This window comes from Bacteroides thetaiotaomicron VPI-5482, from assembly GCF_000011065.1.
In the GTDB taxonomy this organism is placed as follows: domain Bacteria; phylum Bacteroidota; class Bacteroidia; order Bacteroidales; family Bacteroidaceae; genus Bacteroides; species Bacteroides thetaiotaomicron.
This window is the reverse complement of sequence record NC_004663.1, coordinates 3,314,039-3,337,926: the sequence shown is the minus strand read 5'-3', so window position 1 is coordinate 3,337,926 and position 23,888 is coordinate 3,314,039. Positions and strand designations below refer to the sequence as shown.

The 23,888-nt window shown below is 42.6% G+C and carries 18 protein-coding genes, 3 tRNA genes and 3 rRNA genes; 19 read left to right on the top strand and 5 right to left on the bottom strand.

The window, feature by feature from the left end; all coding sequences use genetic code 11:
- The first annotated feature begins 3 nt into the window (after nucleotides 1-3).
- Nucleotides 4-1,011, top strand: a complete 1,008-nt coding sequence (locus BT_RS13545) for an aldo/keto reductase (protein WP_008765453.1) — start codon at nucleotides 4-6, stop codon at nucleotides 1,009-1,011.
- 85 nt (nucleotides 1,012-1,096) lie between these two features.
- Here BT_RS13545 and BT_RS24460 read toward each other — a convergent pair whose 3' ends face one another.
- Complete coding sequence (locus tag BT_RS24460) at nucleotides 1,097-1,429, bottom strand: hypothetical protein (RefSeq protein WP_032840831.1); 333 nt, start codon at nucleotides 1,427-1,429, stop codon at nucleotides 1,097-1,099.
- 58 nt (nucleotides 1,430-1,487) lie between these two features.
- Between BT_RS24460 and BT_RS13535 the strand changes: the two genes are divergently transcribed.
- The 4 genes from BT_RS13535 (at nucleotide 1,488) to BT_RS13520 (ending at nucleotide 3,779) form a co-directional block, all read left to right on the top strand.
- Nucleotides 1,488-1,718, top strand: coding sequence for a hypothetical protein (locus BT_RS13535; RefSeq protein ID WP_032814234.1), 231 nt, complete (start codon nucleotides 1,488-1,490; stop codon nucleotides 1,716-1,718).
- 98 nt (nucleotides 1,719-1,816) lie between these two features.
- On the top strand, nucleotides 1,817-2,302 hold the full coding sequence (locus BT_RS13530) for a hypothetical protein (RefSeq protein WP_008762073.1): 486 nt from the start codon (nucleotides 1,817-1,819) through the stop codon (nucleotides 2,300-2,302).
- A 22-nt stretch (nucleotides 2,303-2,324) separates the two neighbouring features.
- The gene (locus tag BT_RS13525) at nucleotides 2,325-2,957 is read left to right on the top strand and encodes an outer membrane beta-barrel protein (protein WP_008762074.1); all 633 of its coding nucleotides are present in this window, start codon (nucleotides 2,325-2,327) and stop codon (nucleotides 2,955-2,957) included.
- Nucleotides 2,958-3,053: 96 nt separating this feature from the next.
- Nucleotides 3,054-3,779 (top strand): hypothetical protein, encoded by a 726-nt coding sequence (locus BT_RS13520; protein WP_011108442.1) that lies wholly within the window; start codon nucleotides 3,054-3,056, stop codon nucleotides 3,777-3,779.
- A gap of 1,275 nt (nucleotides 3,780-5,054) precedes the next feature.
- Here BT_RS13520 and BT_RS13515 read toward each other — a convergent pair.
- Nucleotides 5,055-5,948: an IS3 family transposase gene (locus BT_RS13515; RefSeq protein WP_008765456.1), complete on the bottom strand. Its 894-nt coding sequence runs from the start codon at nucleotides 5,946-5,948 to the stop codon at nucleotides 5,055-5,057.
- A gap of 32 nt (nucleotides 5,949-5,980) precedes the next feature.
- Nucleotides 5,981-6,343 (bottom strand): hypothetical protein, encoded by a 363-nt coding sequence (locus BT_RS13510; RefSeq protein WP_008765457.1) that lies wholly within the window; start codon nucleotides 6,341-6,343, stop codon nucleotides 5,981-5,983.
- Between the two features lie 1,142 nt (nucleotides 6,344-7,485).
- Here BT_RS13510 and BT_RS13505 point away from each other — a divergent pair.
- The 12 genes from BT_RS13505 to BT_RS13450 all read left to right on the top strand — a co-directional run bounded on the left by BT_RS13505 (nucleotide 7,486) and on the right by BT_RS13450 (nucleotide 19,003).
- Nucleotides 7,486-9,014, top strand: a 16S ribosomal RNA gene (locus BT_RS13505).
- 161 nt (nucleotides 9,015-9,175) lie between these two features.
- Nucleotides 9,176-9,249 (top strand) — tRNA-Ile (locus BT_RS13500).
- A gap of 54 nt (nucleotides 9,250-9,303) precedes the next feature.
- Nucleotides 9,304-9,377: transfer RNA gene (locus BT_RS13495), tRNA-Ala, on the top strand.
- A 162-nt stretch (nucleotides 9,378-9,539) separates the two neighbouring features.
- Nucleotides 9,540-12,419 (top strand): 23S ribosomal RNA (locus BT_RS13490).
- Nucleotides 12,420-12,598: 179 nt separating this feature from the next.
- Nucleotides 12,599-12,709, top strand: a 5S ribosomal RNA gene (gene rrf / locus BT_RS13485).
- Together the 16S, 23S and 5S rRNA genes with 2 tRNA genes alongside form the textbook arrangement of a ribosomal RNA operon.
- Before the next feature lie 323 nt (nucleotides 12,710-13,032).
- On the top strand, nucleotides 13,033-13,476 hold the full coding sequence (locus tag BT_RS13480) for a hypothetical protein (protein ID WP_011108440.1): 444 nt from the start codon (nucleotides 13,033-13,035) through the stop codon (nucleotides 13,474-13,476).
- 152 nt (nucleotides 13,477-13,628) lie between these two features.
- Nucleotides 13,629-14,426, top strand: coding sequence for a MotA/TolQ/ExbB proton channel family protein (locus BT_RS13475; RefSeq protein ID WP_008763543.1), 798 nt, complete (start codon nucleotides 13,629-13,631; stop codon nucleotides 14,424-14,426).
- A 29-nt stretch (nucleotides 14,427-14,455) separates the two neighbouring features.
- Nucleotides 14,456-15,061, top strand: coding sequence for an ExbD/TolR family protein (locus BT_RS13470; RefSeq protein ID WP_008763544.1), 606 nt, complete (start codon nucleotides 14,456-14,458; stop codon nucleotides 15,059-15,061).
- A gap of 15 nt (nucleotides 15,062-15,076) precedes the next feature.
- On the top strand, nucleotides 15,077-15,730 hold the full coding sequence (locus BT_RS13465) for an ExbD/TolR family protein (RefSeq protein ID WP_008765212.1): 654 nt from the start codon (nucleotides 15,077-15,079) through the stop codon (nucleotides 15,728-15,730).
- A 26-nt stretch (nucleotides 15,731-15,756) separates the two neighbouring features.
- Nucleotides 15,757-16,569, top strand: a complete 813-nt coding sequence (locus BT_RS13460; RefSeq protein ID WP_008763546.1) for an energy transducer TonB — start codon at nucleotides 15,757-15,759, stop codon at nucleotides 16,567-16,569.
- A 1-nt stretch (nucleotide 16,570) separates the two neighbouring features.
- The gene (locus BT_RS13455; RefSeq protein WP_008763547.1) at nucleotides 16,571-17,515 is read left to right on the top strand and encodes a PstS family phosphate ABC transporter substrate-binding protein; all 945 of its coding nucleotides are present in this window, start codon (nucleotides 16,571-16,573) and stop codon (nucleotides 17,513-17,515) included.
- 21 nt (nucleotides 17,516-17,536) lie between these two features.
- Nucleotides 17,537-19,003: a tetratricopeptide repeat protein gene (locus tag BT_RS13450; protein ID WP_008763548.1), complete on the top strand. Its 1,467-nt coding sequence runs from the start codon at nucleotides 17,537-17,539 to the stop codon at nucleotides 19,001-19,003.
- 95 nt (nucleotides 19,004-19,098) lie between these two features.
- Here the strand turns inward: BT_RS13450 and BT_RS13445 are convergent, their stop codons facing one another.
- Together BT_RS13445 and BT_RS13440 are read right to left on the bottom strand one after the other, a co-directional pair.
- Entirely contained in the window at nucleotides 19,099-20,736 is a 1,638-nt protein-coding gene (locus BT_RS13445) for an alpha-galactosidase D (RefSeq protein ID WP_062695757.1), read from the bottom strand.
- 213 nt (nucleotides 20,737-20,949) lie between these two features.
- Nucleotides 20,950-21,022: transfer RNA gene (locus BT_RS13440), tRNA-Pro, on the bottom strand.
- Between the two features lie 796 nt (nucleotides 21,023-21,818).
- Here BT_RS13440 and BT_RS13435 point away from each other — a divergent pair.
- Complete coding sequence (locus tag BT_RS13435) at nucleotides 21,819-22,409, top strand: DUF3575 domain-containing protein (RefSeq protein WP_011108436.1); 591 nt, start codon at nucleotides 21,819-21,821, stop codon at nucleotides 22,407-22,409.
- An 18-nt stretch (nucleotides 22,410-22,427) separates the two neighbouring features.
- A complete protein-coding gene (locus BT_RS13430) occupies nucleotides 22,428-23,846 on the top strand; it encodes a DUF3868 domain-containing protein (protein WP_103878196.1) in 1,419 nt (472 codons plus the stop codon).
- The last annotated feature ends 42 nt before the right edge of the window (nucleotides 23,847-23,888 follow it).

Below are 23,888 nucleotides of genomic sequence, written 5' to 3'. Positions count from 1 at the left end.
CTTATGGATTACCCATTGAATAATCAGCCGGCTACTGATCGCTACGATCGCATGCAATATAAATACTGTGGCAAGAGTGGCTTGCAACTGCCTCTCATCTCTTTAGGATTGTGGCATAACTTCGGTAGTGTAGATAACTTTAGTGTAGCGACCGACATGATTAAATATGCCTTCGACCATGGCATCACCCATTTCGATCTTGCTAATAACTATGGCCCTGTGCCGGGAAGTGCCGAAACTAATTTCGGACGGATTCTCAAAGAAAACTTCCAGGGATACCGGGATGAGATGATAATCTCCTCCAAAGCCGGACATGATATGTGGGCAGGACCTTATGGCGGTAACAGTTCCCGCAAAAACCTGATGGCAAGCATCGATCAGAGTCTGCGCCGGACAGGGCTGGAGTATTTTGATATCTTCTATAGTCATCGCTATGACGGAGTCACTCCGGTAGAAGAAACCATTCAAACGTTGATTGATATTGTAAAGCAAGGAAAAGCTCTGTATATCGGAATCTCAAAATATCCTCCTCTGCAAGCGCGGATTGCTTATGAAATGATGGCAAAAGCAGGCGTTCCTTGTCTTATCAGCCAGTATCGTTATAGTATGTTCGACCGTGCAGTTGAGGCTGAAAGCCTTCCTTTGGCTGCCGAATACGGTTCCGGCTTTATCGCCTTTTCCCCTTTGGCGCAAGGATTACTGACGGATAAATATCTGAATGGCATCCCCGAAGGCTCACGCGCGGCACGTCCTTCCACTTTTCTGCAACGTTCGCAAGTGACGCCTGAAAAGGTGGAGGCTGCCCGACAATTGAATGAAATCGCCCGTCACCGTGGACAGACGCTGGCAGAAATGGCTTTGGCATGGGTGCTGAGAGACGAACGGATGACATCGGTCATAGTAGGAGCGAGCTCAGTGAATCAGCTGGCAGACAATTTGCAGGCTTTAAACCAGTTGGAATTTACTGCTGAAGAATTAAACGGGATAGAACGAATTTTGTGTAAAGTCTGATGGCTCTATTGGGATAATTGGACTGTCATTTGCTGAGAGTGATTAAAAGATTATTAATCATAATTGGCGCACCAAACTTATTTTTTTATACATTTGCAACGGACTCTTCCGCAGAAAGCCTCCGGGTGGTGGGGGAGCCGTGTATATAGAGAAGACGTTTACAAGCGTTTGTCTTTCGTGTTTCAGAACTTCGCAAACTTTGACCACCGGAATGACGAATAGCAACTAAGACGTCCTCCTGATGTGTATTTATATACATCCGTGCCTCTTTTTGAGAAAACAAAGGGAGGTTACGGGTGTTGTACATATCGGCGTGGGCTTTCTGCGTTGTTCGTTCTCGGTGGTGGGCATTGCGAAGGCCTTGAACATGGAACGGACGAAGGTAAGATTCCCACGCTTTTTTATATATTCCTTTCATCTTACATTTATCCGTTTACCCGGTGGGAGTCAGGGGGACACTCATAGGAAGATTGGGCATGATTCATGCGGGACAGCTTATCGAACGTACGCTTCACGAACAGGGACGCACAGTTACCTGGTTCGCCGGACAGTTATGCTGTACACGTCCCAATATATACAAGATATTCAAGAAGGAAAATATCGACATCCATCTTCTTTGGCGCATTTCGTGCATACTCGATCATGATTTCTTCCGCGATTTATCCGATAACATCCGTATCGGTACTTCTTCATGTGTATCCAAATAAGATACATTTCTGTATCCTATCCGGAACTATGATTTCTCCTGCTGGTATACTCCTTTCGCATACCTTTGCGGCATATTAACATAAAATCACAAAAGAATATGAAAAAGCTGATTCTAATTATGATGCTGGTTTTCGGTTGTGTCATTGGGACGTATGCGCAAAAGACTGTCTTTAAGTTTCGTGATGCGCAGGCACGTGCCGGAGATGCAGTAACCGAAGTTTGTGTAAAGCCTACAGTTGTAGAGGTGAAAATTCTTGAAGAGAAAGGACGAATAAAGGATGTATGGACACTGAGCAGAGAAGAGGTGGAAGTTGCCATGAAGGGTGAGCTTGATAACATCCGTGCATGGGGAACTTATTTGTCCACTATCAAGAACGATTGTGATGTAATCATGGGAGCCACTTTTAAGATAGAGGATGATGAAAAGTCGGGAGGATATACGGTTACGGTCGTAGGTTATCCGGGCGTGTTCACCAACTGGCATACTGCCACGACAGAAGATTACGAATGGATACGTATCCAGAAACTTTCGGGTGCCGATGATAGAACCAAAATAGCACCTGTCATAAAGAACAAGAATTAATAACCAAAAAACATAGACAATAATGAAAAAAGTATTATCAATTGTTGCTGCGCTTTTGTTGTGCGTAGGAACACAGGCACAGATTGTATCATCCAGAAGTGCAATCGTCAAGACTCAAAAGCAAGCGAGTAACACACAATGGTTCCTGCGTGCAGGCCTGAACATCATGAACCTCAACGGTGACGGAGTTGAAGCGGATTCAAATATTGGCTACAATGCTACATTCGGCTATCAAAAGCCTATGGGCGGTGCCGGAGCATATTGGGGAATGGAATTCGGCCTCGGTTCCCGTGGGTTTAAAGCCGATGAAATGAAATGTATCGCACACAATATTCAATATTCACCGTTCACTTTCGGATGGAAAATTGGAGTAGCGGACAATCTTAGCATCGATCCGCATCTGGGTGTTTTTGCCAGTTATGACTATACCAGCAAAATGAAAGAAAGTGGTGAAAGCATCAGCTGGGGAGATTTTGCAGATTATCTGGAAGTGGATTACAATCATTTCGATGCCGGTATGAATATTGGCGTAGGACTGTGGTATGACCGTTTCAATCTGGATTTCACTTATCAGCGTGGATTCATTGACGTATTTTCCGATCTCGATGGAATCAAGACTAGTAACTTTATGATCCGTCTGGGGATTGCTTTCTAATTGAGACACATATTTTAATCATATAAATTTCAGCATTTGCGCTCTTTTCTTTTGATGGAAAAGACGTGAATGCTGTTTTCTTAAACATAGCGGCGTATGATAACAAGACTGAGACTTTGGGTAATTGTATTTTTATTGGGTGGAGTACTGCCCTCTTTGATTGCACAAACTTTTACTGAACAAAAGAATACTTATCCGCTCAGTGCGGACGGCAGCAAATATGTAGTCAACGGATTCATTCCTTTCAGTCCGATGAACGATGAAAGTATTTATGCTAATGCTCTGTTGTGGACTATTAAAAACGTTTGCTCTGCACAGCGTGACGGAATAACAGAAGTAAGCATTCCTGCCAAGAGTTTTAGTTGTAACCTGGTGCTTACTTCCCAGGCGGATGCCAAACAAAAGAATACGTACTATTGTACGGCCCAATTTCAGGTAAAAGATGGGAAGCTGGTCTATTATCTTTCCAATATTCAGATAGAATCATCGGTGGTTATAATGAAGAAAGTCACTCCGATGGAAAAACTACAACCTGAGAAGAAGCCTTCTCACCAGGAAACCATGGATGACTTTGTGCAAATAGAATCGCAGATGCTGAACAAACTGTTTGATTTTGTCAGCACAAACCAGCTTTCTCCTATCACCCATTGGAATGAAATAAATATCGGCAAACCGGTAAAGGGGATGACAGAAGATGAATGCCTGCTGGCTTTTGGCAAACCACAAACAATCTCAGAATCAAATGGTGAAGTGCAATGGATGTATTCCAGCTCTTTCTATCTTTTTTTCAAAAACGGGTGCGTGGAAACGATTATAAAATAAAGAAAAGAAGTAATCCCGAAATTGCTTCTCGTGTCTTATCATCTTTCTATTGATCGGCTATTGTGTATGTCTTTGGTAAGAGGAAGTCAGTGTGTGTGATAAAATGATCTGAAAAGTAGTGAAGATTTACTGGAAATTCTATCGCCCTTATGATGAACTTGAACTTGGGGAGTTGTGATTTGTTATTGATGTTTATTGTTTTAGTGATAGTTCCTGTTTTTAAGCTTAAAACTTTGACAATAAGCCTGTTTTTTTATTTTTATTTGGTGGTAATATATCTGTGATTGTGTATGAATATGTATAGTATTTAAGCTTGCTATTACTAGTTGAAAGGATAATAAAAGTGTTGGGTGTTTGAGACTTTTTTTCGATATCTTGTTATTATATATTTGTGCACATTGACTCTTTGTTTATCTTAAAGCGGAACTTATATTTGAGATAAACAAAGGTTCTATTTGAAATGAACAGACATTTTGCTTTATGCTTTCTCCACAGTAATTCAACGCGACTTTTGCTCTCATGCCCTAACAGATTGTCTGTATGCCTTTATTCATCTTAGTTTCAGGTATGGCAGCAAGTGTGGTAGCAGTTATGAGAGCAAGTGTTTGCTCTCACTCTTCCATGTATCATTATCTGTCATTTGTTTGATGTTGTCATTTGATTTACAGTGTATTAATGTCTGAGGTGTCAATTATTAATGATTGATATTTCAGACATTAATAATTGATAAATCATCCTTTAATAGTTGATAACTCCGCTGTTTTTGAGTGATAAATGATTTATTGTTTCTTGGAAGAGCAGGTTAATCGAACAGTTGGTGCGGTCAAGTTAATTGAATCATATAAGTAAGGGATCAGTTTCCTGCCTTGTTTCATTCATTCCATCGGCTGGAACCACTGTTTTCAAGCGTCCGGAACTTTGGTTTCACGGCTTTGAAACTAAAGTTTCAAGCCGATGAAACTTTAGTTCCAAGCAGGAGAAACAAAAGTTTCAAGCGGGAGAAACTAAAAAGCTCTGTACTTCCCTAATAATGGTTGACTTGTTTATCTCTAATAGCTGCTATGTGTTGACTAGAAATATTACTAACCCTGGCAGCTGTTTACTTTATTATTTATTATTCCTGCCTCCGGTTTACTTATTTTTTTCTTATTCCTTTAACCGGTTGACTCTTCTCTTTGAAAGAAGAAAAAAGAAAGGAACTCACCCTTTTTCCTCTTTCTATCCCGCTAGCAGGGCATTCTTGGTCTTTTCATAAGCAAATGTACATATTTATTTTTAAGCAAGTGCTACATTCAGATACTTTTCTCTGTAGCTTATCCATCTTTTCCTGATAGGTCCTTGCATTTCTCCTGCCTGTACCGGGGTAAGCATATCCAAGCTCATATGAGGCCTTTCGTTGTTATAGAAGTGAACGGCTGTTGCTACAGCTTTTCTGACTTCCTGTATTGAACTAAAGCGCATTCCTTGCAGCAATTCATTCTTTATAATGCCATTCACACGCTCAGCTATGGCATTGTCCTTGGGATTGCCATCCTCTGTCATGCTGGGAAGAATCCCGTTATGTCGTAATATGGCAATATAATCCGCACTGGCATATTGTACGCCTCGGTCGGAGTGATGGATCAAACCCTTAATCTCCTTTGCAGCTATGCGTCTGACTGCCATTTCCAGAGCTTCCACTGTGTAACAGCTTCCCAGAGTATCACCTACGCAATACCCAATGATCTCCTTCGTATAGGCGTCTGTCACCAGAGACAGGTAGCAGAACACATAACTGCCGTCAGGCAACCATATGGTAATGTAAGTGATATCACTAACCCACAGCTGATCAGGATGTTCTAATAGCAATGTCCTGGTTAAATCAGGATACTGTGGCAAGTGATGAGAGGAGTCTGTCGTACGTGGAGCCCGAAAACGTTTGCGTATTGTCAGCTTATACTTGGACAATATAGCACAGAAACAGTCACGCCCAACAAAGGCCTGGCTGGTGCCGAACTCATTACGGTACATCAGCCAAAGTTTCATCCCCCCAATACCAGGGTCCTTTGAACGCACACGTTTGACAAACTCAAGAACAAAACGTTCACGGGCCGAACTATCCGTACTATGGTCAACATACTTATAAAAGGCTTGCTTTGTTACACCAAACAATTTGCAAAGAGAGACCACCGTATAGGCATGCCTCCCTTTACAAAGCCTTTTTATTGTTTGGTACCAGCTTTTTTTCGGATAGGAAGATTAAACATCTCCTCGGCAACATCAATCATCGTATCGAAGGCGTGCGCACGCATTTTAGCATCTTTAAGCTCTGCACGTAAACGCTCATTCTCAAGACGTAAGGCAGTAATTGAGGAGGATTCATCCGAGGACTTGGGAGACTTGTTCTTTTTCATATAAGCGGATATTTCAGGATTAGAATCCTCAAAGATACGAACCCAACGCCAAAATGTAATGCGGGCAATCCCTTTTTCTTGGGCAAAACGAGAAACTGAGAAATTCGAACGATAGAAATCGCCAAGAAGTTCAAGCTGATAAGGACTAAAGGTCATGTCACTCTTTTTCATCTTTTATTCATTTTAGTTGATACTTATAGTAGTCAACCAAATCCAGGGTAAGACACTCTGTATAGCCCAACCAACAGCCCATAAGTAACCATTGAAAACAAGGCAGTGTGACAGCAAAATTTGCCGTCACACTGCCGTCACCTACTGTTGTCACCTCATTAATTATTCATACTCAATCAATTACACCCGACACCGTGACAGATGACAGCAAATTATAGTTTTTTATTTTCATAGAGAGCCTGGCTGACACGTAAGTAGGGGTTGACTAAAAAGTCCCCCTAAGAATGTTAATCCAATTGTTGCGGATGGCAGAGTTTTTTCTTTTTCCAATAGTGTAGAACTTTAAAAGACTCCTGTCTCTACCCTTTTTTCGTATTTTCCTCCCTTGCTACGATTTCCCCTTCTTCCTGCCTTCTTCCTTTTCAGTCTTTCAATCTTTCAATCCCCTTTTCCTCCATCCTTTCCCTTGTGCATACGCCCGTGCCCTCGCCCTTCTAACGCGCGTGTGAATATAATAATGTGCACTCCTTTCCTCTGTTCCTCCTCCATCCAAGAATTTTATGTTCTACAACATCCTTATAATTCAACACTTTAGCTTCTATCCTCAAAAATAATTCAAAAAAAGAGTGATTTAAGTTTGGAGCATATTTGAAAAGGGCGTACTTTTGCACCCGCTTTCCAAGAGAAGAAAGCCTTGTTAAATTGACTTAGTGTAAAAGCGCAGTACTGCTTGACCATAAGAACAAAAAAACTTCCGATAAAGTTTGGAAGATAAAGCTAAAAGTTCTTATCTTTGCAGTCCGATTCGCAAAGAAAAGGCGTTTTGTTTTTCTTCTTTACCTTCTTTCCCTTTCGCTAAGAGAGTCTGAGAAACGATAGAAAAAGAAAAGCGAAAAAACTTCCGAAAACATTTGGTAGTTAAAATAAAACCTCTTACCTTTGCACCCGCTTTTAAAACGAAAGCAAGATGTTCTTTGAAATATTGATAAACAATACAAGTAGTACAAGAAAAAAATAGAACCGTCAATACTTGTCTTATATATATTAATATGTGTGAGACGTAAGGTATTAATGAAGTCAATAAATTGTACGGCATCCTGAACAGAGCAAAAATCAGCTTTATGCTGACTAACAATACTTTTACAATGAAGAGTTTGATCCTGGCTCAGGATGAACGCTAGCTACAGGCTTAACACATGCAAGTCGAGGGGCAGCATTTCAGTTTGCTTGCAAACTGGAGATGGCGACCGGCGCACGGGTGAGTAACACGTATCCAACCTGCCGATAACTCGGGGATAGCCTTTCGAAAGAAAGATTAATACCCGATGGTATAATCAGACCGCATGGTTTGATTATTAAAGAATTTCGGTTATCGATGGGGATGCGTTCCATTAGGCAGTTGGTGAGGTAACGGCTCACCAAACCTTCGATGGATAGGGGTTCTGAGAGGAAGGTCCCCCACATTGGAACTGAGACACGGTCCAAACTCCTACGGGAGGCAGCAGTGAGGAATATTGGTCAATGGGCGCAGGCCTGAACCAGCCAAGTAGCGTGAAGGATGACTGCCCTATGGGTTGTAAACTTCTTTTATATGGGAATAAAGTTTTCCACGTGTGGAATTTTGTATGTACCATATGAATAAGGATCGGCTAACTCCGTGCCAGCAGCCGCGGTAATACGGAGGATCCGAGCGTTATCCGGATTTATTGGGTTTAAAGGGAGCGTAGGTGGACAGTTAAGTCAGTTGTGAAAGTTTGCGGCTCAACCGTAAAATTGCAGTTGATACTGGCTGTCTTGAGTACAGTAGAGGTGGGCGGAATTCGTGGTGTAGCGGTGAAATGCTTAGATATCACGAAGAACTCCGATTGCGAAGGCAGCTCACTGGACTGCAACTGACACTGATGCTCGAAAGTGTGGGTATCAAACAGGATTAGATACCCTGGTAGTCCACACAGTAAACGATGAATACTCGCTGTTTGCGATATACAGTAAGCGGCCAAGCGAAAGCATTAAGTATTCCACCTGGGGAGTACGCCGGCAACGGTGAAACTCAAAGGAATTGACGGGGGCCCGCACAAGCGGAGGAACATGTGGTTTAATTCGATGATACGCGAGGAACCTTACCCGGGCTTAAATTGCATTTGAATATATTGGAAACAGTATAGCCGTAAGGCAAATGTGAAGGTGCTGCATGGTTGTCGTCAGCTCGTGCCGTGAGGTGTCGGCTTAAGTGCCATAACGAGCGCAACCCTTATCTTTAGTTACTAACAGGTCATGCTGAGGACTCTAGAGAGACTGCCGTCGTAAGATGTGAGGAAGGTGGGGATGACGTCAAATCAGCACGGCCCTTACGTCCGGGGCTACACACGTGTTACAATGGGGGGTACAGAAGGCAGCTACCTGGTGACAGGATGCTAATCCCAAAAGCCTCTCTCAGTTCGGATCGAAGTCTGCAACCCGACTTCGTGAAGCTGGATTCGCTAGTAATCGCGCATCAGCCATGGCGCGGTGAATACGTTCCCGGGCCTTGTACACACCGCCCGTCAAGCCATGAAAGCCGGGGGTACCTGAAGTACGTAACCGCAAGGAGCGTCCTAGGGTAAAACTGGTAATTGGGGCTAAGTCGTAACAAGGTAGCCGTACCGGAAGGTGCGGCTGGAACACCTCCTTTCTGGAGCGATGTCGTAACAACGATTTCATAGGTTCTATTATTGTACTACTGGTACTTGTTTATTTATAACATATAGATCAACCATCTATAGAAGTATAGATAGAGATAAACAAGAGAAAAGAAAGAAGCCGAGTCTAACATCAGGTAGACAAGGTTGAACTAGTCCTATAGCTCAGTTGGTTAGAGCGCTACACTGATAATGTAGAGGTCGGCAGTTCAACTCTGCCTGGGACTACTCCGAACAAAAATTGTCGTTGTCAATTCATTATTGCAATGTTCAATTACTCTTGGGGGATTAGCTCAGCTGGCTAGAGCATCTGCCTTGCACGCAGAGGGTCAACGGTTCGAATCCGTTATTCTCCACAGTCTCTGAAAAGAGAAACGATCTTTGACATGATGTACAAAAAGTAAAATTTAGTAAAGAGCTAAAAGTATATATCGAACCGTACGTTTTAAGTACAACACTATTAAGTACTTTGGGTTAATACCTGATACTTAATACCTGATACTTAAAAGTAAGTTTGAAAGAAAGTAAGCAAGGGCGCATGGCGGATGCCTTGGCTCTCGGAGGCGATGAAGGACGTGATAAGCTGCGATAAGCTCTGGGTAGGTGCAAATAACCTTTGATCCAGAGATTTCCGAATGGGACAACCCGGCATTCTGAAGGAATGTCATCCATCTTTGATGGAAGCTAACGCAGGGAACTGAAACATCTTAGTACCTGTAGGAAAAGAAAATAATAATGATTCCCCTAGTAGTGGCGAGCGAACGGGGAATAGCCCAAACCACCCATGTTACGGCATGTGTGGGGTTGTAGGACCACGATGTCGCAAGACATTTGATGAGTAGAATCCTCTGGAAAGTTGAACCATAGACGGTGATAGTCCGGTATACGAAGTCAAATTAAGCGTAGTGGTATCCTGAGTAGCGCGGGACACGAGAAATCTTGCGTGAATCTGCCGGGACCATCCGGTAAGGCTAAATACTCCCGAGAGACCGATAGCGAACCAGTACTGTGAAGGAAAGGTGAAAAGCACTTCGAATAGAAGAGTGAAATAGTCCCTGAAACCGTGCGCCTACAAGCGGTCGGAGCTGCTTAAGCAGTGACGGCGTGCCTTTTGCATAATGAACCTACGAGTTACTTTTTCCGGCAAGGTTAAGCATCTTGAGATGTGCAGCCGAAGCGAAAGCGAGTCTGAACAGGGCGTCGAGTCGGAAGGAGTAGACGCGAAACCAAGTGATCTACCCTTGGTCAGGTTGAAGGTTAGGTAACACTAACTGGAGGACCGAACCGATAAGCGTTGAAAAGCTTCCGGATGAACTGAGGGTGGGGGTGAAAGGCTAATCAAACTTGGAGATAGCTCGTACTCCCCGAAATGCATTTAGGTGCAGCCTTGTGAGTTACTAATGTGAGGTAGAGCGACTGATAAGATGCGAGGGCTTCACCGCCTATCAAGTCTTGATAAACTCCGAATGCGCATTAGTTCTATCACAGGAGTGAGGGCATGGGTGCTAAGGTCCATGTCCTAAAGGAGAAGAATCCAGACCATCAGCTAAGGTCCCCAAATAAACACTAAGTTGAACTAACGAAGTCAGATTGCTAAGACAGCTAGGATGTTGGCTTGGAAGCAGCCATTCATTTAAAGAGTGCGTAACAGCTCACTAGTCGAGGAGTTTGGCGTGGATAATAATCGGGCATTAAGTGTTTTACCGAAGCTATGGGATCAGTAATGATCGGTAGGGGAGCATTCCACTCTGCGTCGAAGGTGAAGCGTGAGCTTTGCTGGAGCGTGTGGAAAAGCAAATGTAGGTATAAGTAACGATAAAGGGGGTGAGAAACCCCCTCGCCGAAAGACTAAGGTTTCCTGATCAACGCTAATCGGATCAGGGTTAGTCGGGTCCTAAGGCCCAGCCGAACGGTGAGGCCGATGGCAGAACAGGTTAATATTCCTGTACTACCTTAAGGAGTGACGTGGAGACGGAGCAGTGACAGCGCCGCGGACTGACGGAATAGTCCGTTGAAGGGTGTAGATGTTGATCATCCCAGGCAAATCCGGGATGAGAGTCGAACCTGATAGTATGGAGCGTTCTTCGGAACAATCCAATAGTGCGTGTAAGCATACTCCCAAGAAAATCCGCTAAACTTAATCCTTGAGGTACCCGTACCGCAAACGGACACACGTAGTCGGGTTGAATATACTAAGGCGCTTGAGTGATTCACGGTTAAGGAACTAGGCAAATTGACCCTGTAACTTCGGGATAAAGGGTCCCAACGAGAGTTGGGCGCAGAGAATAGGTCCAGGCAACTGTTTAACAAAAACACAGGGCTGTGCCAAATTGAAAGATTACGTATACAGCCTGACACCTGCCCGGTGCTGGAAGGTTAAGAGGAGATGTCATCGCAAGAGAAGCATTGAATTGAAGCCCCAGTAAACGGCGGCCGTAACTATAACGGTCCTAAGGTAGCGAAATTCCTTGTCGGGTAAGTTCCGACCTGCACGAATGGTGTAATGATCTGGACACTGTCTCAACCGTGAGCTCAGTGAAATTGTAGTATCGGTGAAGATGCCGATTACCCGCGATGGGACGAAAAGACCCCGTGAACCTTTACTATAGCTTAACATTGAATTTGGGTAATTGATGTGTAGGATAGGCCGGAGACTTTGAAGCAGGTACGCCAGTATTTGTGGAGTCGCTGTTGAAATACGGCCCTTTGATTATTTGAGTTCTAACTCGTAGTTGCGAGGACACTGTTTGGTGGGTAGTTTGACTGGGGTGGTCGCCTCCAAAATAGTAACGGAGGCTTCTAAAGGTGCCCTCAGGACGATTGGTAACCGTCCGTAGAGTGTAATGGCATAAGGGCGCTTGACTGGGAGACTAACAAGTCGATCAGGTAGGAAACTAGAGCATAGTGATCCGGTGTTTCCGTATGGAAGGGACATCGCTCAAAGGATAAAAGGTACTCCGGGGATAACAGGCTGATCCCTCCCAAGAGCTCATATCGACGGAGGGGTTTGGCACCTCGATGTCGGCTCGTCACATCCTGGGGCTGGAGAAGGTCCCAAGGGTTGGGCTGTTCGCCCATTAAAGTGGCACGCGAGCTGGGTTCAGAACGTCGTGAGACAGTTCGGTCTCTATCTATCGTGGGCGTATGAAATTTGCGTGGCTCTGACACTAGTACGAGAGGACCGTGTTGGACTGACCGCTGGTTTACCAGTTGTGCCGCCAGGTGCATTGCTGGGTATCTAAGTCGGGATTGGATAAGTGCTGAAAGCATCTAAGTACGAAGCCAGCCACAAGATTAGATTTCTTAGGGTCGTTAAAGACGATGACGTTGATAGGATGCAGGTGTAAAGGTGGTAACATCAAAGCCGAGCATTACTAATTGCCCGTTCACTTTCTTTCGGACGGTGCGGATCGCGATATATACGTTTAGCTTTTTTAATTGACAATTGACAAATGACAATTGACAATTGACAATTAGATTAACAGATACTTGAATTTTACTTTTTATCATGTCATAACTTATCATGACAGCTGCGATAATTGTCATTTGTCAATTGTCCATTGTCAATTGAAGAAATTCAGGTGGTTATAGCACGAGGGTTCCACCTCTTCCCATTCCGAACAGAGAAGTTAAGCCTCGTCACGCCGATGGTACTGCGTAACAGTGGGAGAGTAGGTAGCCGCCATTTTTAGAGAAGCCCTTCCGGTAGAAATACCAGAAGGGCTTTATTGTTTTGGATACTTTCGGATTTAAGACTGGAGAGGATTTATTGATTATACATATTTCTCTCAATTATTAAACTTGGCGGACTTCTTTAAAACGTATGTACGCCTAACTACTTTTAACACATAAAATCACAAACTGCGAGAACAAAACACTTTGTACGTTGTTTCAATAATAGAGTTAAACTTTTATGCTTAAATGATGTGAATAACGACAAACGGATATATTTAATTGCTACATTTGTCACCGAAATACGAGAATTCGATATAAACAACTAAAATAAATATCATGAAAGGTTCTGTGAGATTCATATTAGCGATTGTTCTGCTGATGCTATCATATAGCATAGGTGGAAATGCTATGAATATCACTTCATGTATTTCTCAGAGCGAATGCTCTTGTCAGTTGTCTGAATCAACTTCCGATACGAATTCTAATTCTTCATTTAAGACTCGTTCGCTGGGGTATGACAGATCATCCCAGTCTTTGTCTATTTCTGACGTAGAATTAGGCTTTAAATCAGTAACAGAAACATCTTCTAATAATTATCGTCTGCGTAGAATCATTGAATCCAATGATTTCTTTAAAGACGTTATGTATAAGTTCTTCTTGTTAAGAGAAAACTCACTTGTATTAGATCAAAGTAAATCCTATTATTCGGATAAGGATCCACATTACTCCATTATCTGTAGCGACTACTACGTGTTCGCTCTAAGACGTATCCTTATTTAATTACTTATCCCATCTTATTTACTTTTTCGTACCCTGTATGAAGCTGTGTGACTTTCATTCTTGAAAAGTCACAGGGTCTATAGCGCAGTGTATCTAATCATTTGAAAATTTTCTAAATAACTAAAATTAATATCTTAACAAAAAAACTTATTATGGAAACTACTAAAAAGTCTCAGATTGTAGGTATAAAGAATGCCGGTATCGTAATCATCTGCTGTTTCATTGTAGCAGTGTGTATTTTTCAGTTCCTGTTGGGAAATCCGTCTAACTTTATGAACAATGACCCTAACAACCATCCATTGAACATGTTGGGTACCATTTACAAAGGTGGTGTGATTGTGCCTGTTATTCAGACACTGTTGTTAACTGTACTCGCTTTGAGTATTGAACGCTTTTTTGCTCTTCGTTCTGCTTTCGGTAAAGGCTCGTTGGCTAAATTTGTAGCTAACATCAAAGAAGCTCTGGCTGCCGGTGACCTTAAGAAAGCACAAGAGATTTGTGACAAACAACGCGGTTCTGTTGCCAATGTAGTTACTGCTACTTTGCGCAAGTATGAAGAAATGGAAAAGAACACTGCTTTGCCTAAAGAACAAAAGCTGCTGGCTATCCAGAAAGAACTGGAAGAAGCAACTGCTCTGGAAATGCCTATGATGCAGCAGAATCTTCCGATTATCGCTACAATTACTACTTTAGGTACATTGATGGGATTGCTCGGTACTGTAATCGGTATGATCCGTTCATTTGCCGCATTGTCCGCCGGTGGTGGTGCCGACTCTATGGCTTTGTCACAAGGTATCTCTGAAGCCTTGATCAATACGGCTTTCGGTATCTTGACAGGTGCGCTGGCTGTTATTTCTTACAACTACTTCACTAACAAAATTGACAAATTGACTTACGGACTCGACGAAGTCGGATTCTCTATCGTGCAGACTTTTGCAGCTACTCATTAATTTGGCGAACCCTTTAAAATCTATTAATCATGGGTAGAGCGAAAATTAAAAAGAAAGATACGTTCATAGATATGACCGCTATGAGTGACGTAACTGTATTGCTTCTGACTTTCTTTATGTTGACATCAACATTTGTGAAGAAGGAGCCGGTGCAGGTTACCACTCCAGCCTCCGTATCGGAAATCAAGATTCCGGAGACAGATGTACTCCAGATTCTGGTTGACCAGGAAGGAAAAATATTTATGAGTCTCGACAAGCAGCAGGATATGCAGGCTGTCTTGGAGAGTATGGGTGAAGAGTATGGCATCAAGTTCACTCCGGAACAGGCAAAGAGGTTCACAGTGGCTTCTACGTTTGGAGTGCCTATCAGAAGTATGCAGAAATTCCTTGACCTCCCGGAAGATCAACGGGACAAAATTCTGAAGAATGAAGGAATTCCTTGTGATAGTACCGATAATCAGTTCAAGTCGTGGGTGCGTAATGCACGTGCCGCCAATGCTGATCTGCGAATTGCTATTAAAGCGGACGCTTCAACTCCATACTCAGTGATAAAGAACGTAATGAACTCACTTCAGGATTTGCGGGAAAATCGGTATAATCTGATTACTTCTCTCAAAGCAGAATCTGAAAATTAAAAGGGAGGAAAGACAATGAGTGCTGAAGTACAAGAGAGCAGCGGAAAAAGAGGAAAAGGCAAGCAGAAGAAAATGACTGTCCGGGTAGACTTTACCCCGATGGTGGATATGAACATGTTGCTGATTACTTTCTTTATGCTTTGTACCACGCTGAGCAAGCCTCAGACGATGGAAATAAGCATGCCGAGCAATGACAAGGATATAACTGAACAACAAAAGAGTATGGTGAAAGCCTCTCAGGCAATTACATTATTGCTGGGAGCCGATAACAAGCTCTATTACTATGAGGGAGAGCCTAACTACAAGGATTACACCTCATTGAAAGAGACTAGTTACGGGGCAAGCGGGTTACGTGCCGTACTTCTTCAGAAAAATGCTGCAGCTGTCAATCAGGTAAGAGCTTTGAAACAACAGAAGCTCGATCTGAAGATAACAGATGACGAATACAAAAAGAAGGTTTCCGAAATAAAAAGCGGAAAAAATACGCCGACCGTCATTATCAAGGCGACGGATGATGCTTCTTATATGAATCTGATTGATGCATTGGACGAGATGCAGATATGTAATATAGGTAAATATGTGATAACGGATATTGCCGAAGCTGATGAGTTCCTGATTAAGAATTATGATGCTAAGGGAGAACTGTCACAGAACTTGGCCGATAAATGATGTAACACCTAAAAAAAGAAAGTAAAATGGCAAAATTAGATTTAGCTTCTTCGGAATGGTGTCAGCTGATTTTTGAAGGCAAGAATCAAGCGTACGGCGCATATAGAATGCGTGCCAATTCACCCAGACGGCATACTATTGCAATGCTGATTGTGGTGGCGATAGCAATCGTTGGATTTACTATCCCTACGCTGCTTAAGTTGGCGACCCCGGAGCAAAAGGAAGTAATGACAGAGGTTACAACTTTGTCGAAATTGGCAGAACCGGAAATCAAACAGGAAGAGATGAAACGGGTAGAACCGGTTGCACCTCCCCCTCCTGCACTGAAGAGTTCTATTAAGTTTACTGCCCCTGTCATCAAGAAAGATGAAGAGGTGCACGAAGACGATGAGATCAAGAGTCAGGAAGAATTGACTTCTACCAAAGTGGCAATCTCCATTGCCGACGTAAAAGGTAATGACGAAGCCAACGGAGCCGATATTGCTGACCTGAAGCAAGTGGTGACACAGGCTGCGGAACCGGAAAAAGTATTTGATATGGTAGAGCAGATGCCGACCTTCCCCGGTGGACAGCAGGAACTGATGTCATACCTTGGGAAAAATATCAAGTATCCGACAATTGCACAGGAGAATGGAACACAAGGTCGCGTTATTATCCAGTTTGTGGTAGAGCGTGACGGTACTATCACCGATGTGCACGTAGCTCGTGGTGTAGACCCATACTTAGATAAAGAAGCCGTGCGTGTGGTACAAAGTATGCCGAAATGGATTCCTGGTAAACAAAATGGTAAAGCGGTACGTGTGAAATTCACCGTTCCGGTAATGTTTAGATTACAGTAAGATGATGAAGAGACAATTTTGGCTGGTAGGAATCGTTTTGTTGGCGGTGTTGAGTGCTTGCCGTTCCAAATCGGATGGACCGACGGATACGTATTCGTCTGGGGTGATATCTATTGCGGCGGATGAAAGTTTTGAGCCTATTATACAGGAAGAGATAGATGTGTTTGAAAGTCTGTATCCTTTGGCCGGAATTGTCCCTCGCTACACGACGGAAGTCGAGGCTATTAATTTACTTCTGAAAGACAGTGTCCGGTTGGCTATTGCAACCCGGACATTGACTGAGGAAGAAATGAATTCCTTTCACAGCCGCAAGTTCTTTCCCCGCGAGATTAAGCTTGCTACAGATGGTCTGGCATTAATCGTCAACCGGGACAATCCGGATTCTTTGTTGACCGTACGGGATTTCAGCCGCATCCTCACTGGTGAGGCGAAAGACTGGAAGGATATAAATCCGAACTCCCGCCTGAAGAGTATTCAGGTGGTGTTCGATAATAAAAACTCCAGCACCGTACGCTATACAATGGATTCTATCTGTGGTGGAAAACCACTGGCTACTGACAATGTCAGTGCCTTGAAGACCAATCAGCAGGTGATAAAGTATGTAGCAGAGAATCCCGGAGCAATGGGAGTCATTGGTGTGAACTGGCTGGGCAACCGCAGCGACACCACCAACCTTTCTTTCACCGAGGAAATCAGAGTAATGGCAGTGAGTGCGGAGGATGTAGCTACTCCTGCTAACAGTTATAAGCCTTATCAGGCTTACTTGTATTACGGTAACTATCCATTGGCACGACCCATTTACGCATTACTGAATGATCCTCGCAGTGCGCTGCCTTGGGGATTTGCTTCTTTTATGACATCCGACAAAGGGCAGCGGATTATATTAAAATCTGGACTTGTTCCGGCTACTCAGCCAGTGCGTATTGTCCATGTGAAAGACGAATAATAACTAAAATTAGAGACTATCATGAAAAGAGTACAAATGTTTTTAGCTGGAGCGTTTATAGCAGTTGGGTCGCTCTATGCGCAATCATCTGATGCCGAATGGCAGGCAGGAGTTGCAAAATTGAAAGAAACCATTCAGACGAATCCGGCTCAGGCCAATGAGGAAGCTGAACAGTTGATAAAAGGAAAGAATAAAAAGAATGTGGAACTTCTGGTGGCTATCGGCGAGGTATATCTGAAAGCCGGAAAACTTCCGGAAGCACAGGAGTATGCTGCTCTTGCCAAAAAGGTGAATGGCAAATCGGCTCTTGCCTCCGTACTGGAGGGAGACATCGCCTTTGAGCAGAAAAACGCCGGTCTGGCATCTCAGAAATATGAAGAAGCTATCTATTTCGATCCGAGTTGCACAGAAGCATATCTGAGATATGCGGATATTTATAAATCAGCCAATGCTGCTCTGGCCATTGAAAAACTGGAACAGCTGAAAGCCCAGGAACCGTCCAACACAGCCGTAGATAAGAAACTTGCCGAAATCTATTATTTGAAGAATGATTTTAGTAAAGCTGCCGAAGCTTATTCGCGTTTTGCGATGGGACCGACAGCGACAGAAGAGGATTTAGTGAAATATGCATTTGCCCTCTTCCTGAACCATGACTTCGAGAAGTCACTTGAAGTGGCGAATATGGGATTGAAAAAGAATGCGCGTCACGCGGCGTTCAATCGCCTGGCAATGTATAATTATACAGACCTGAAGCGCTTTGATGAAGCAATAAAAGCGGCGGATGCTTTTTTTACCGAATCGGACAAGGCTGATTATTCATATCTTGACTATATGTATTACGGGCATTTGCTCGAAGCTCTGAAGAAATATGATGAAGCTGTAGGACAATATGAGAAAGCCATACAATTAGATCCGACAAAGACGGACTTATACAAAAATATCTCTTCTGCCTATGAACAGAAGAATGATTATAAAAAAGCAATTAGTGCTTACCAGAAATATTATACATCCCTTGATAAAGAACATCAGACTCCGGATTTACAATTCCAGTTTGGCAGACTTTATTATGGTGCAGGTACGCAGACTGATTCGCTGACAATCAATGCTGAAGAGCGCAAGCAGGCTTTGATGGCCGCTGATTCTGTTTTCCATTCCATCGCAGAAGCAGCACCGGACAGCTACCTGGGTAATTTTTGGAGGGCACGTGCCAATTCCGCACTGGACCCCGAAACGACTCTTGGACTGGCGAAGCCTTTCTATGAGGAGGTAGCCACCCTGCTGGAAAGCAAGAATGATCCTCATTACAATTCAGCTTTGATTGAGTGCTACAGTTATCTTGGATATTACTACTTATTGGCTATTGAAAATCCGGCACTGAAAGCGGAAGCAATGGCGAATAAAGAAAAATCTAAGGAGTATTGGAGCAAAATTCTGGCTATAGACTCCACTAATGCTACTGCTAAAAGGGCATTGGATGGCATCAAATAGTGAATAATTTTAGTTGTTTGTCGTGACAGGAGGAGTGGAGAGTGATCTTAGCTCCTCCTTTTTTTTATTGTCACGTTTAGCTGTTTTTCAGTCTGTTACATTCCTTTGGTAAGCGTAAAGCAGTCGATGTCCGGTGCCCAGTTGTAGCTGTTACCCATACGGATATGATTGTAACCGGCTTTCAGATCAACGGGGATTGTTACTTGATTGTGCTTGTCATCCTCTCCCAGTGAATCGATTTTGGTTACGATGCCGTTGACATCTACCTCCAGTTGTCTTCCTTTGCCGAATGAATAATGAACCGTCATTTGGTAACGTCCGCCGTCTGCGCTGTATACTTCCGGCCATTCTGCGTAATTCTCCGGTTGTCCGCCCAAGAAACCTACTTTCATTTTTCCGGAAGCTTCCTGATCGGCAGCATATATGATGCCTTTCGGATTTTTGCCGAGATCATTGAACATTGGCAGGTATGCCCATTCTGCTTCATACAATGTCGGTTCCAGACGTGTTTCTCCTTCCATGCGGAGGAACATAGCGCTGTGTGCAGGAAGCGTTTGCTCAAAGACATCAGAGAAATTTCCCAAATCACTGCGTTTTGCCAAGTCACGTACTTTTACGTTCCCGCCAAATTCCAGTGCCGAGAAAGGTACGGAGAAGCTACAAACGGTGTCCGATGGATTGTAAAGAGCAACGGCACGTACATTTCCACGTTTTTGTTCGATGTCTTTTACCAGTACATAGCCTTCGTTTTCATGTTGTGCTACGTATGCCTGCAAGCCTAGCGGGTCTTGGTTCAGAGCGATTAATTCTTTGTTTGTCAGCAGTTCAAGAGAAGATTCCGGCAGACTTTCCAGATTACATCCGATCAGCAGGGGTGAGCTCATGATACACCATAAGCCGAAGTGAGCTTCTTCTTCTGTCGGGGTAAGTCCTTTTCCTCCTACTTTGCTGTTGTCGCGGAAACCGATGACCATCATATCCATGTCATTGTAATGTCCGTCTTTGGCGTAGGCAGACAAGTATAGGTTTTTGCCGACCACATATTTCAATGAACCCCAATGCGCATTGATGTCACCACTGATACGCCATGAAGTAGCTACATCCTTTGCCCATGTGCCGGGAAAAGCCCAACGGCAGATGTTGACAGAGACGTCCTTGTTTACTTTGTCGATGCTGTTCCGGATGGAAGTATAGCGTTCCTGTTCATTCAGGCCCAGTACATCTCCGCCGCAATAGTCTATCTTGATAAAGTCGAATCCCCAATCGCTGAAATAGAGTTGGGCGTCTTGTTGCTCATGTCCGTAAATACCGGCACCTACTCCTGCATGATCGTTGTCCCAGATAGAACCGCAAGTGTTGTTGCCCGCATCTGTATAAATACCGGCTTTCATTCCAAGACTATGTATATGGTCGGCAACCGGTTTCATTCCATTCGGGAAACGGTTTTTGTTGGTCTGCATTTTTCCATTGCCATCTCGTTCGCCGAAGAAACCATCATCAATATTAATATAATGATATCCTGCGTCTTTCAGACCTTTTTTAACCATCAGGTCGGCCTGATTTTTAATAATATCTTCACTGATATCTACTCGGAAGGCATTCCATGAACTCCAACCCATAATAGGGGGATTGACTGCTTTTTCACTTCCGGATTGAGAAACCTGAGTTTCTGTACAACTAACACATAACAAGGAAACTACCGCTGTGGCTAAAAGGTGGAATCTGTTTTTCATGATGTAACAGGTTGATGAATTAATGGGATTAAATAAAATATTGGTAACAAAGATATAAATGAATCTATTGGCGTGCAAATAAATTAAACTGAAAATAGAGAGGAATCGAACGAAAAAGAATTTGATTATTGAATTATCTGATGGATTATCAGTACGTTACCAAAGTGAATTAAAACAAAAAGCGACAAATGATAAAATCATTTGTCGCTTTTGTCGGAATGAGGCGACTCGAACGCCCGACCCCTACGTCCCGAACGTAGTGCGCTACCAACTGCGCTACATTCCGCTCTTGGATGTGATGTTGTTGAAAATTGAACTTTGAAAGTTTTTATTCGTAAAACTCTGATTAACATTACAATTTCTATCACATTATAATCAAATAAATAGATTGTATATATGTTAAATGTTAACTTATATTGCTCTTATTTTTTTTGACGGTGCAAAGATATGGAAAAGGTTCGATTTATCCAAATACTATAGGAATATTTTTTGGAAGGAACTTCATAATGTATTCTTTTATAATGATAAGAACAAAGCTATATCCCGTGTCCTTCTCTTTAGTGCTGACTTTTAAGACAAAGAGTTTATCTCCTAATGAGAAACTGAAATATTCATTATTAGATATACCGGCAATATGCAAAATTGAATATATACGGATATTAGTTCTAGTATATATACAATTTAAGTACCTTTCTTCCTAAGAGATGTATCCAACCTGTTGCAAAATTATATAAAATATTGTAAATGACAATATAAAATATAAACTTTTTTTAGCTAAACTATTAAAAATTAGGGGATTTGCAAAACTTTGTAATCTATACATATTTCTAGTTAATTCATTATTCGTTGAAATTCAATTAATTACAATTATATTACAGATTGGAAACTTCTCTTAGGAAGAGATATATTTGAAATGTCATTTATTTATACTCATATATATAGGGGTGTTGAAAAGGTATATGTAACATTGATTTGATATATAACGCATGTCTAAAATATTTCTATTTCCGATATATAGGACGAATGTGGTTTGAGATATATGCGTGTATGTGTGAATTTAGTAATATATAATACTTATATATATGAAAAAAAACAAATTGAAACTGTATGCAATTATGATTTTTGTGCTTCTCTGCACAGAAGTACATTGTCAGAAAGTAGCAATCAAAAGCAATTTATTGTATGATGTTACTGCAACTGTTAATGCAGGAATAGAAGTTGGCCTTGCTCCGAAATGGACATTTGATCTTTCCGCTAACTATAATGGCTGGACTTTTTCACATGAGCGTAAGTGGAAACATTGGCTTCTGCAACCAGAAGGACGTTATTGGTTTTGTGATCGTTTCGCTGGTCATTTTGTTGGTGTTCATGCTTTGGGTGGGCAGTATAACATTGGTAATCTGAACAATCATATTTCGTTTCTTGGAACAGATTTATCTGTGCTTTCTGATCGTCGTTATCAAGGTTGGTTTGCCGGTGGTGGCATTGCGTATGGTTATGCGTGGATATTGAACAAACGTTGGAATTTGGAAGCGGAGTTAGGTTTGGGCTGGATTTATACTCGCTACGACAGTTATCCCTGTGCCCAATGCGGTACAAAAATAGCCGATGGAAAATCGCATAATTATGTTGGGCCCACAAAAGCGGCAGTCAATCTCATATATACTTTTTAAATCACACAAATTACGGATATGAATAGAACAACAAAAATACTTTGTAGTAGTTTGCTATTCCTACTCTTGATGATAGGAGCAAAGGCTCAAACAATAATGGGCGGTAATGTGACAGTATCTGACCTTGCCGTGTCTCGTTCGGAAGATAAATTGTTCGTATCAATGGATATTGATGTTTCGGCATTGAGTGTAAAAAGTAACCGTGAAGTGATTCTTACGCCTAGACTGTCAGGAGAAGGTAATGAACTGAACTTACCTTCGGTGATGATAGCTGGTCGCAACCGCTATTATCATCATCTGCGCAATGGCTTGTGTACGGATGATATGATGCTTTATCAAAAAAGCAAAGTATCTGTGGTCAAATATCGTACAGTGGTACCTTATGCCGATTGGATGAAACGTGCCACGCTCAGTACGGGCAATGAAACATGCGGTTGTTGCGGCGAGGCACTTGTTGATGGCAACGAGCCTCTGTTGGTGCTTCAGTTGGAGCCGAAAGAATTTGTGCCTGCCTATGTATACATTCGTCCGAAAGCAGAACCAAAAATTAATGTATTGGAAGGTTCGGCTTATATTGACTTTCCTGTGAACCGAACAGAAATCCATGAGAATTATCGTCGTAATCCGGCTGAATTACAAAAGATACTTAATACTATTGATGCGGTGAAGAATGATGTGGATACACGGATTATCTCTGTCAGCATCAAAGGATATGCTTCGCCTGAAAGTCCCTATTCGAATAATGAACGTCTGGCGATGGGACGAACGAAAACATTGAAAGAGTATGTACGCAAACAGTACGATTTTGCCGATTCACTATTCATTACCGATAACGAGCCGGAAGATTGGGCAGGACTCGAACGTTATGTGGAAAACTCGTATCTCGAAAACAAAGCAGGTATTCTGGCATTAATCCGCAGTAACCAGGAACCGGATGCAAAAGAACGTAGCATCAAGACTGCCTTTCCAAAAGATTATGCATTCTTACTGAAAGAGGTTTATCCGGGGCTTCGTCATTCAGACTATGCAGTCAAATATGAAGTGCGTACCTATACTGATATCAACGAAATCAAGCGTCTGATTAAAACACAGCCACAGAAGTTAAGTTTGAATGAGATGTATCTTGCCGCACAGGATATGAAACTGGGGAGTGAAGAATATAATGAAACATTCGAAGTCGCTGTACGTATGTTCCCTGATGATGAAGTGGCTAATCTGAATGCTGCAAATGCCGCAATGGCTAGGGGGGATATGAAGAATGCGGAATATTATCTGAAGAAAGCTGGAAACTCACCGCAGGCTGTTTATGGTCGGGGGACATACGCTGCCTTGAAGAAGGAGTTTGATATGGCAGAGAAAATGTTTACTGAAGCTGCACATAGGGGGCTGGCTGATGCAGAGGAGATGTTAAAGCAAATAGAAGAGATAAAACATTAACAGGATCTAAATATAAAAACATAGAAATTATTAATTCATTCA

Excerpts from the sequence above, each read along its gene's own strand:
- BT_RS13545 (WP_008765453.1), top strand. The coding sequence starts at position 4 with ATGGATTACCCATTGAATAATCAGCCGGCTACTGATCGCTACGATCGC.
- BT_RS24460 (WP_032840831.1), bottom strand. The coding sequence starts at position 1,429 with ATGAAAGGAATATATAAAAAAGCGTGGGAATCTTACCTTCGTCCGTTC.
- BT_RS13535 (WP_032814234.1), top strand. The coding sequence starts at position 1,488 with ATGATTCATGCGGGACAGCTTATCGAACGTACGCTTCACGAACAGGGA.
- BT_RS13530 (WP_008762073.1), top strand. The coding sequence starts at position 1,817 with ATGAAAAAGCTGATTCTAATTATGATGCTGGTTTTCGGTTGTGTCATT.
- BT_RS13525 (WP_008762074.1), top strand. The coding sequence starts at position 2,325 with ATGAAAAAAGTATTATCAATTGTTGCTGCGCTTTTGTTGTGCGTAGGA.
- BT_RS13520 (WP_011108442.1), top strand. The coding sequence starts at position 3,054 with ATGATAACAAGACTGAGACTTTGGGTAATTGTATTTTTATTGGGTGGA.
- BT_RS13510 (WP_008765457.1), bottom strand. The coding sequence starts at position 6,343 with ATGAAAAAGAGTGACATGACCTTTAGTCCTTATCAGCTTGAACTTCTT.
- BT_RS13480 (WP_011108440.1), top strand. The coding sequence starts at position 13,033 with ATGAAAGGTTCTGTGAGATTCATATTAGCGATTGTTCTGCTGATGCTA.
- BT_RS13475 (WP_008763543.1), top strand. The coding sequence starts at position 13,629 with ATGGAAACTACTAAAAAGTCTCAGATTGTAGGTATAAAGAATGCCGGT.
- BT_RS13470 (WP_008763544.1), top strand. The coding sequence starts at position 14,456 with ATGGGTAGAGCGAAAATTAAAAAGAAAGATACGTTCATAGATATGACC.
- BT_RS13465 (WP_008765212.1), top strand. The coding sequence starts at position 15,077 with ATGAGTGCTGAAGTACAAGAGAGCAGCGGAAAAAGAGGAAAAGGCAAG.
- BT_RS13460 (WP_008763546.1), top strand. The coding sequence starts at position 15,757 with ATGGCAAAATTAGATTTAGCTTCTTCGGAATGGTGTCAGCTGATTTTT.
- BT_RS13455 (WP_008763547.1), top strand. The coding sequence starts at position 16,571 with ATGATGAAGAGACAATTTTGGCTGGTAGGAATCGTTTTGTTGGCGGTG.
- BT_RS13450 (WP_008763548.1), top strand. The coding sequence starts at position 17,537 with ATGAAAAGAGTACAAATGTTTTTAGCTGGAGCGTTTATAGCAGTTGGG.
- BT_RS13445 (WP_062695757.1), bottom strand. The coding sequence starts at position 20,736 with ATGAAAAACAGATTCCACCTTTTAGCCACAGCGGTAGTTTCCTTGTTA.
- BT_RS13435 (WP_011108436.1), top strand. The coding sequence starts at position 21,819 with ATGAAAAAAAACAAATTGAAACTGTATGCAATTATGATTTTTGTGCTT.
- BT_RS13430 (WP_103878196.1), top strand. The coding sequence starts at position 22,428 with ATGAATAGAACAACAAAAATACTTTGTAGTAGTTTGCTATTCCTACTC.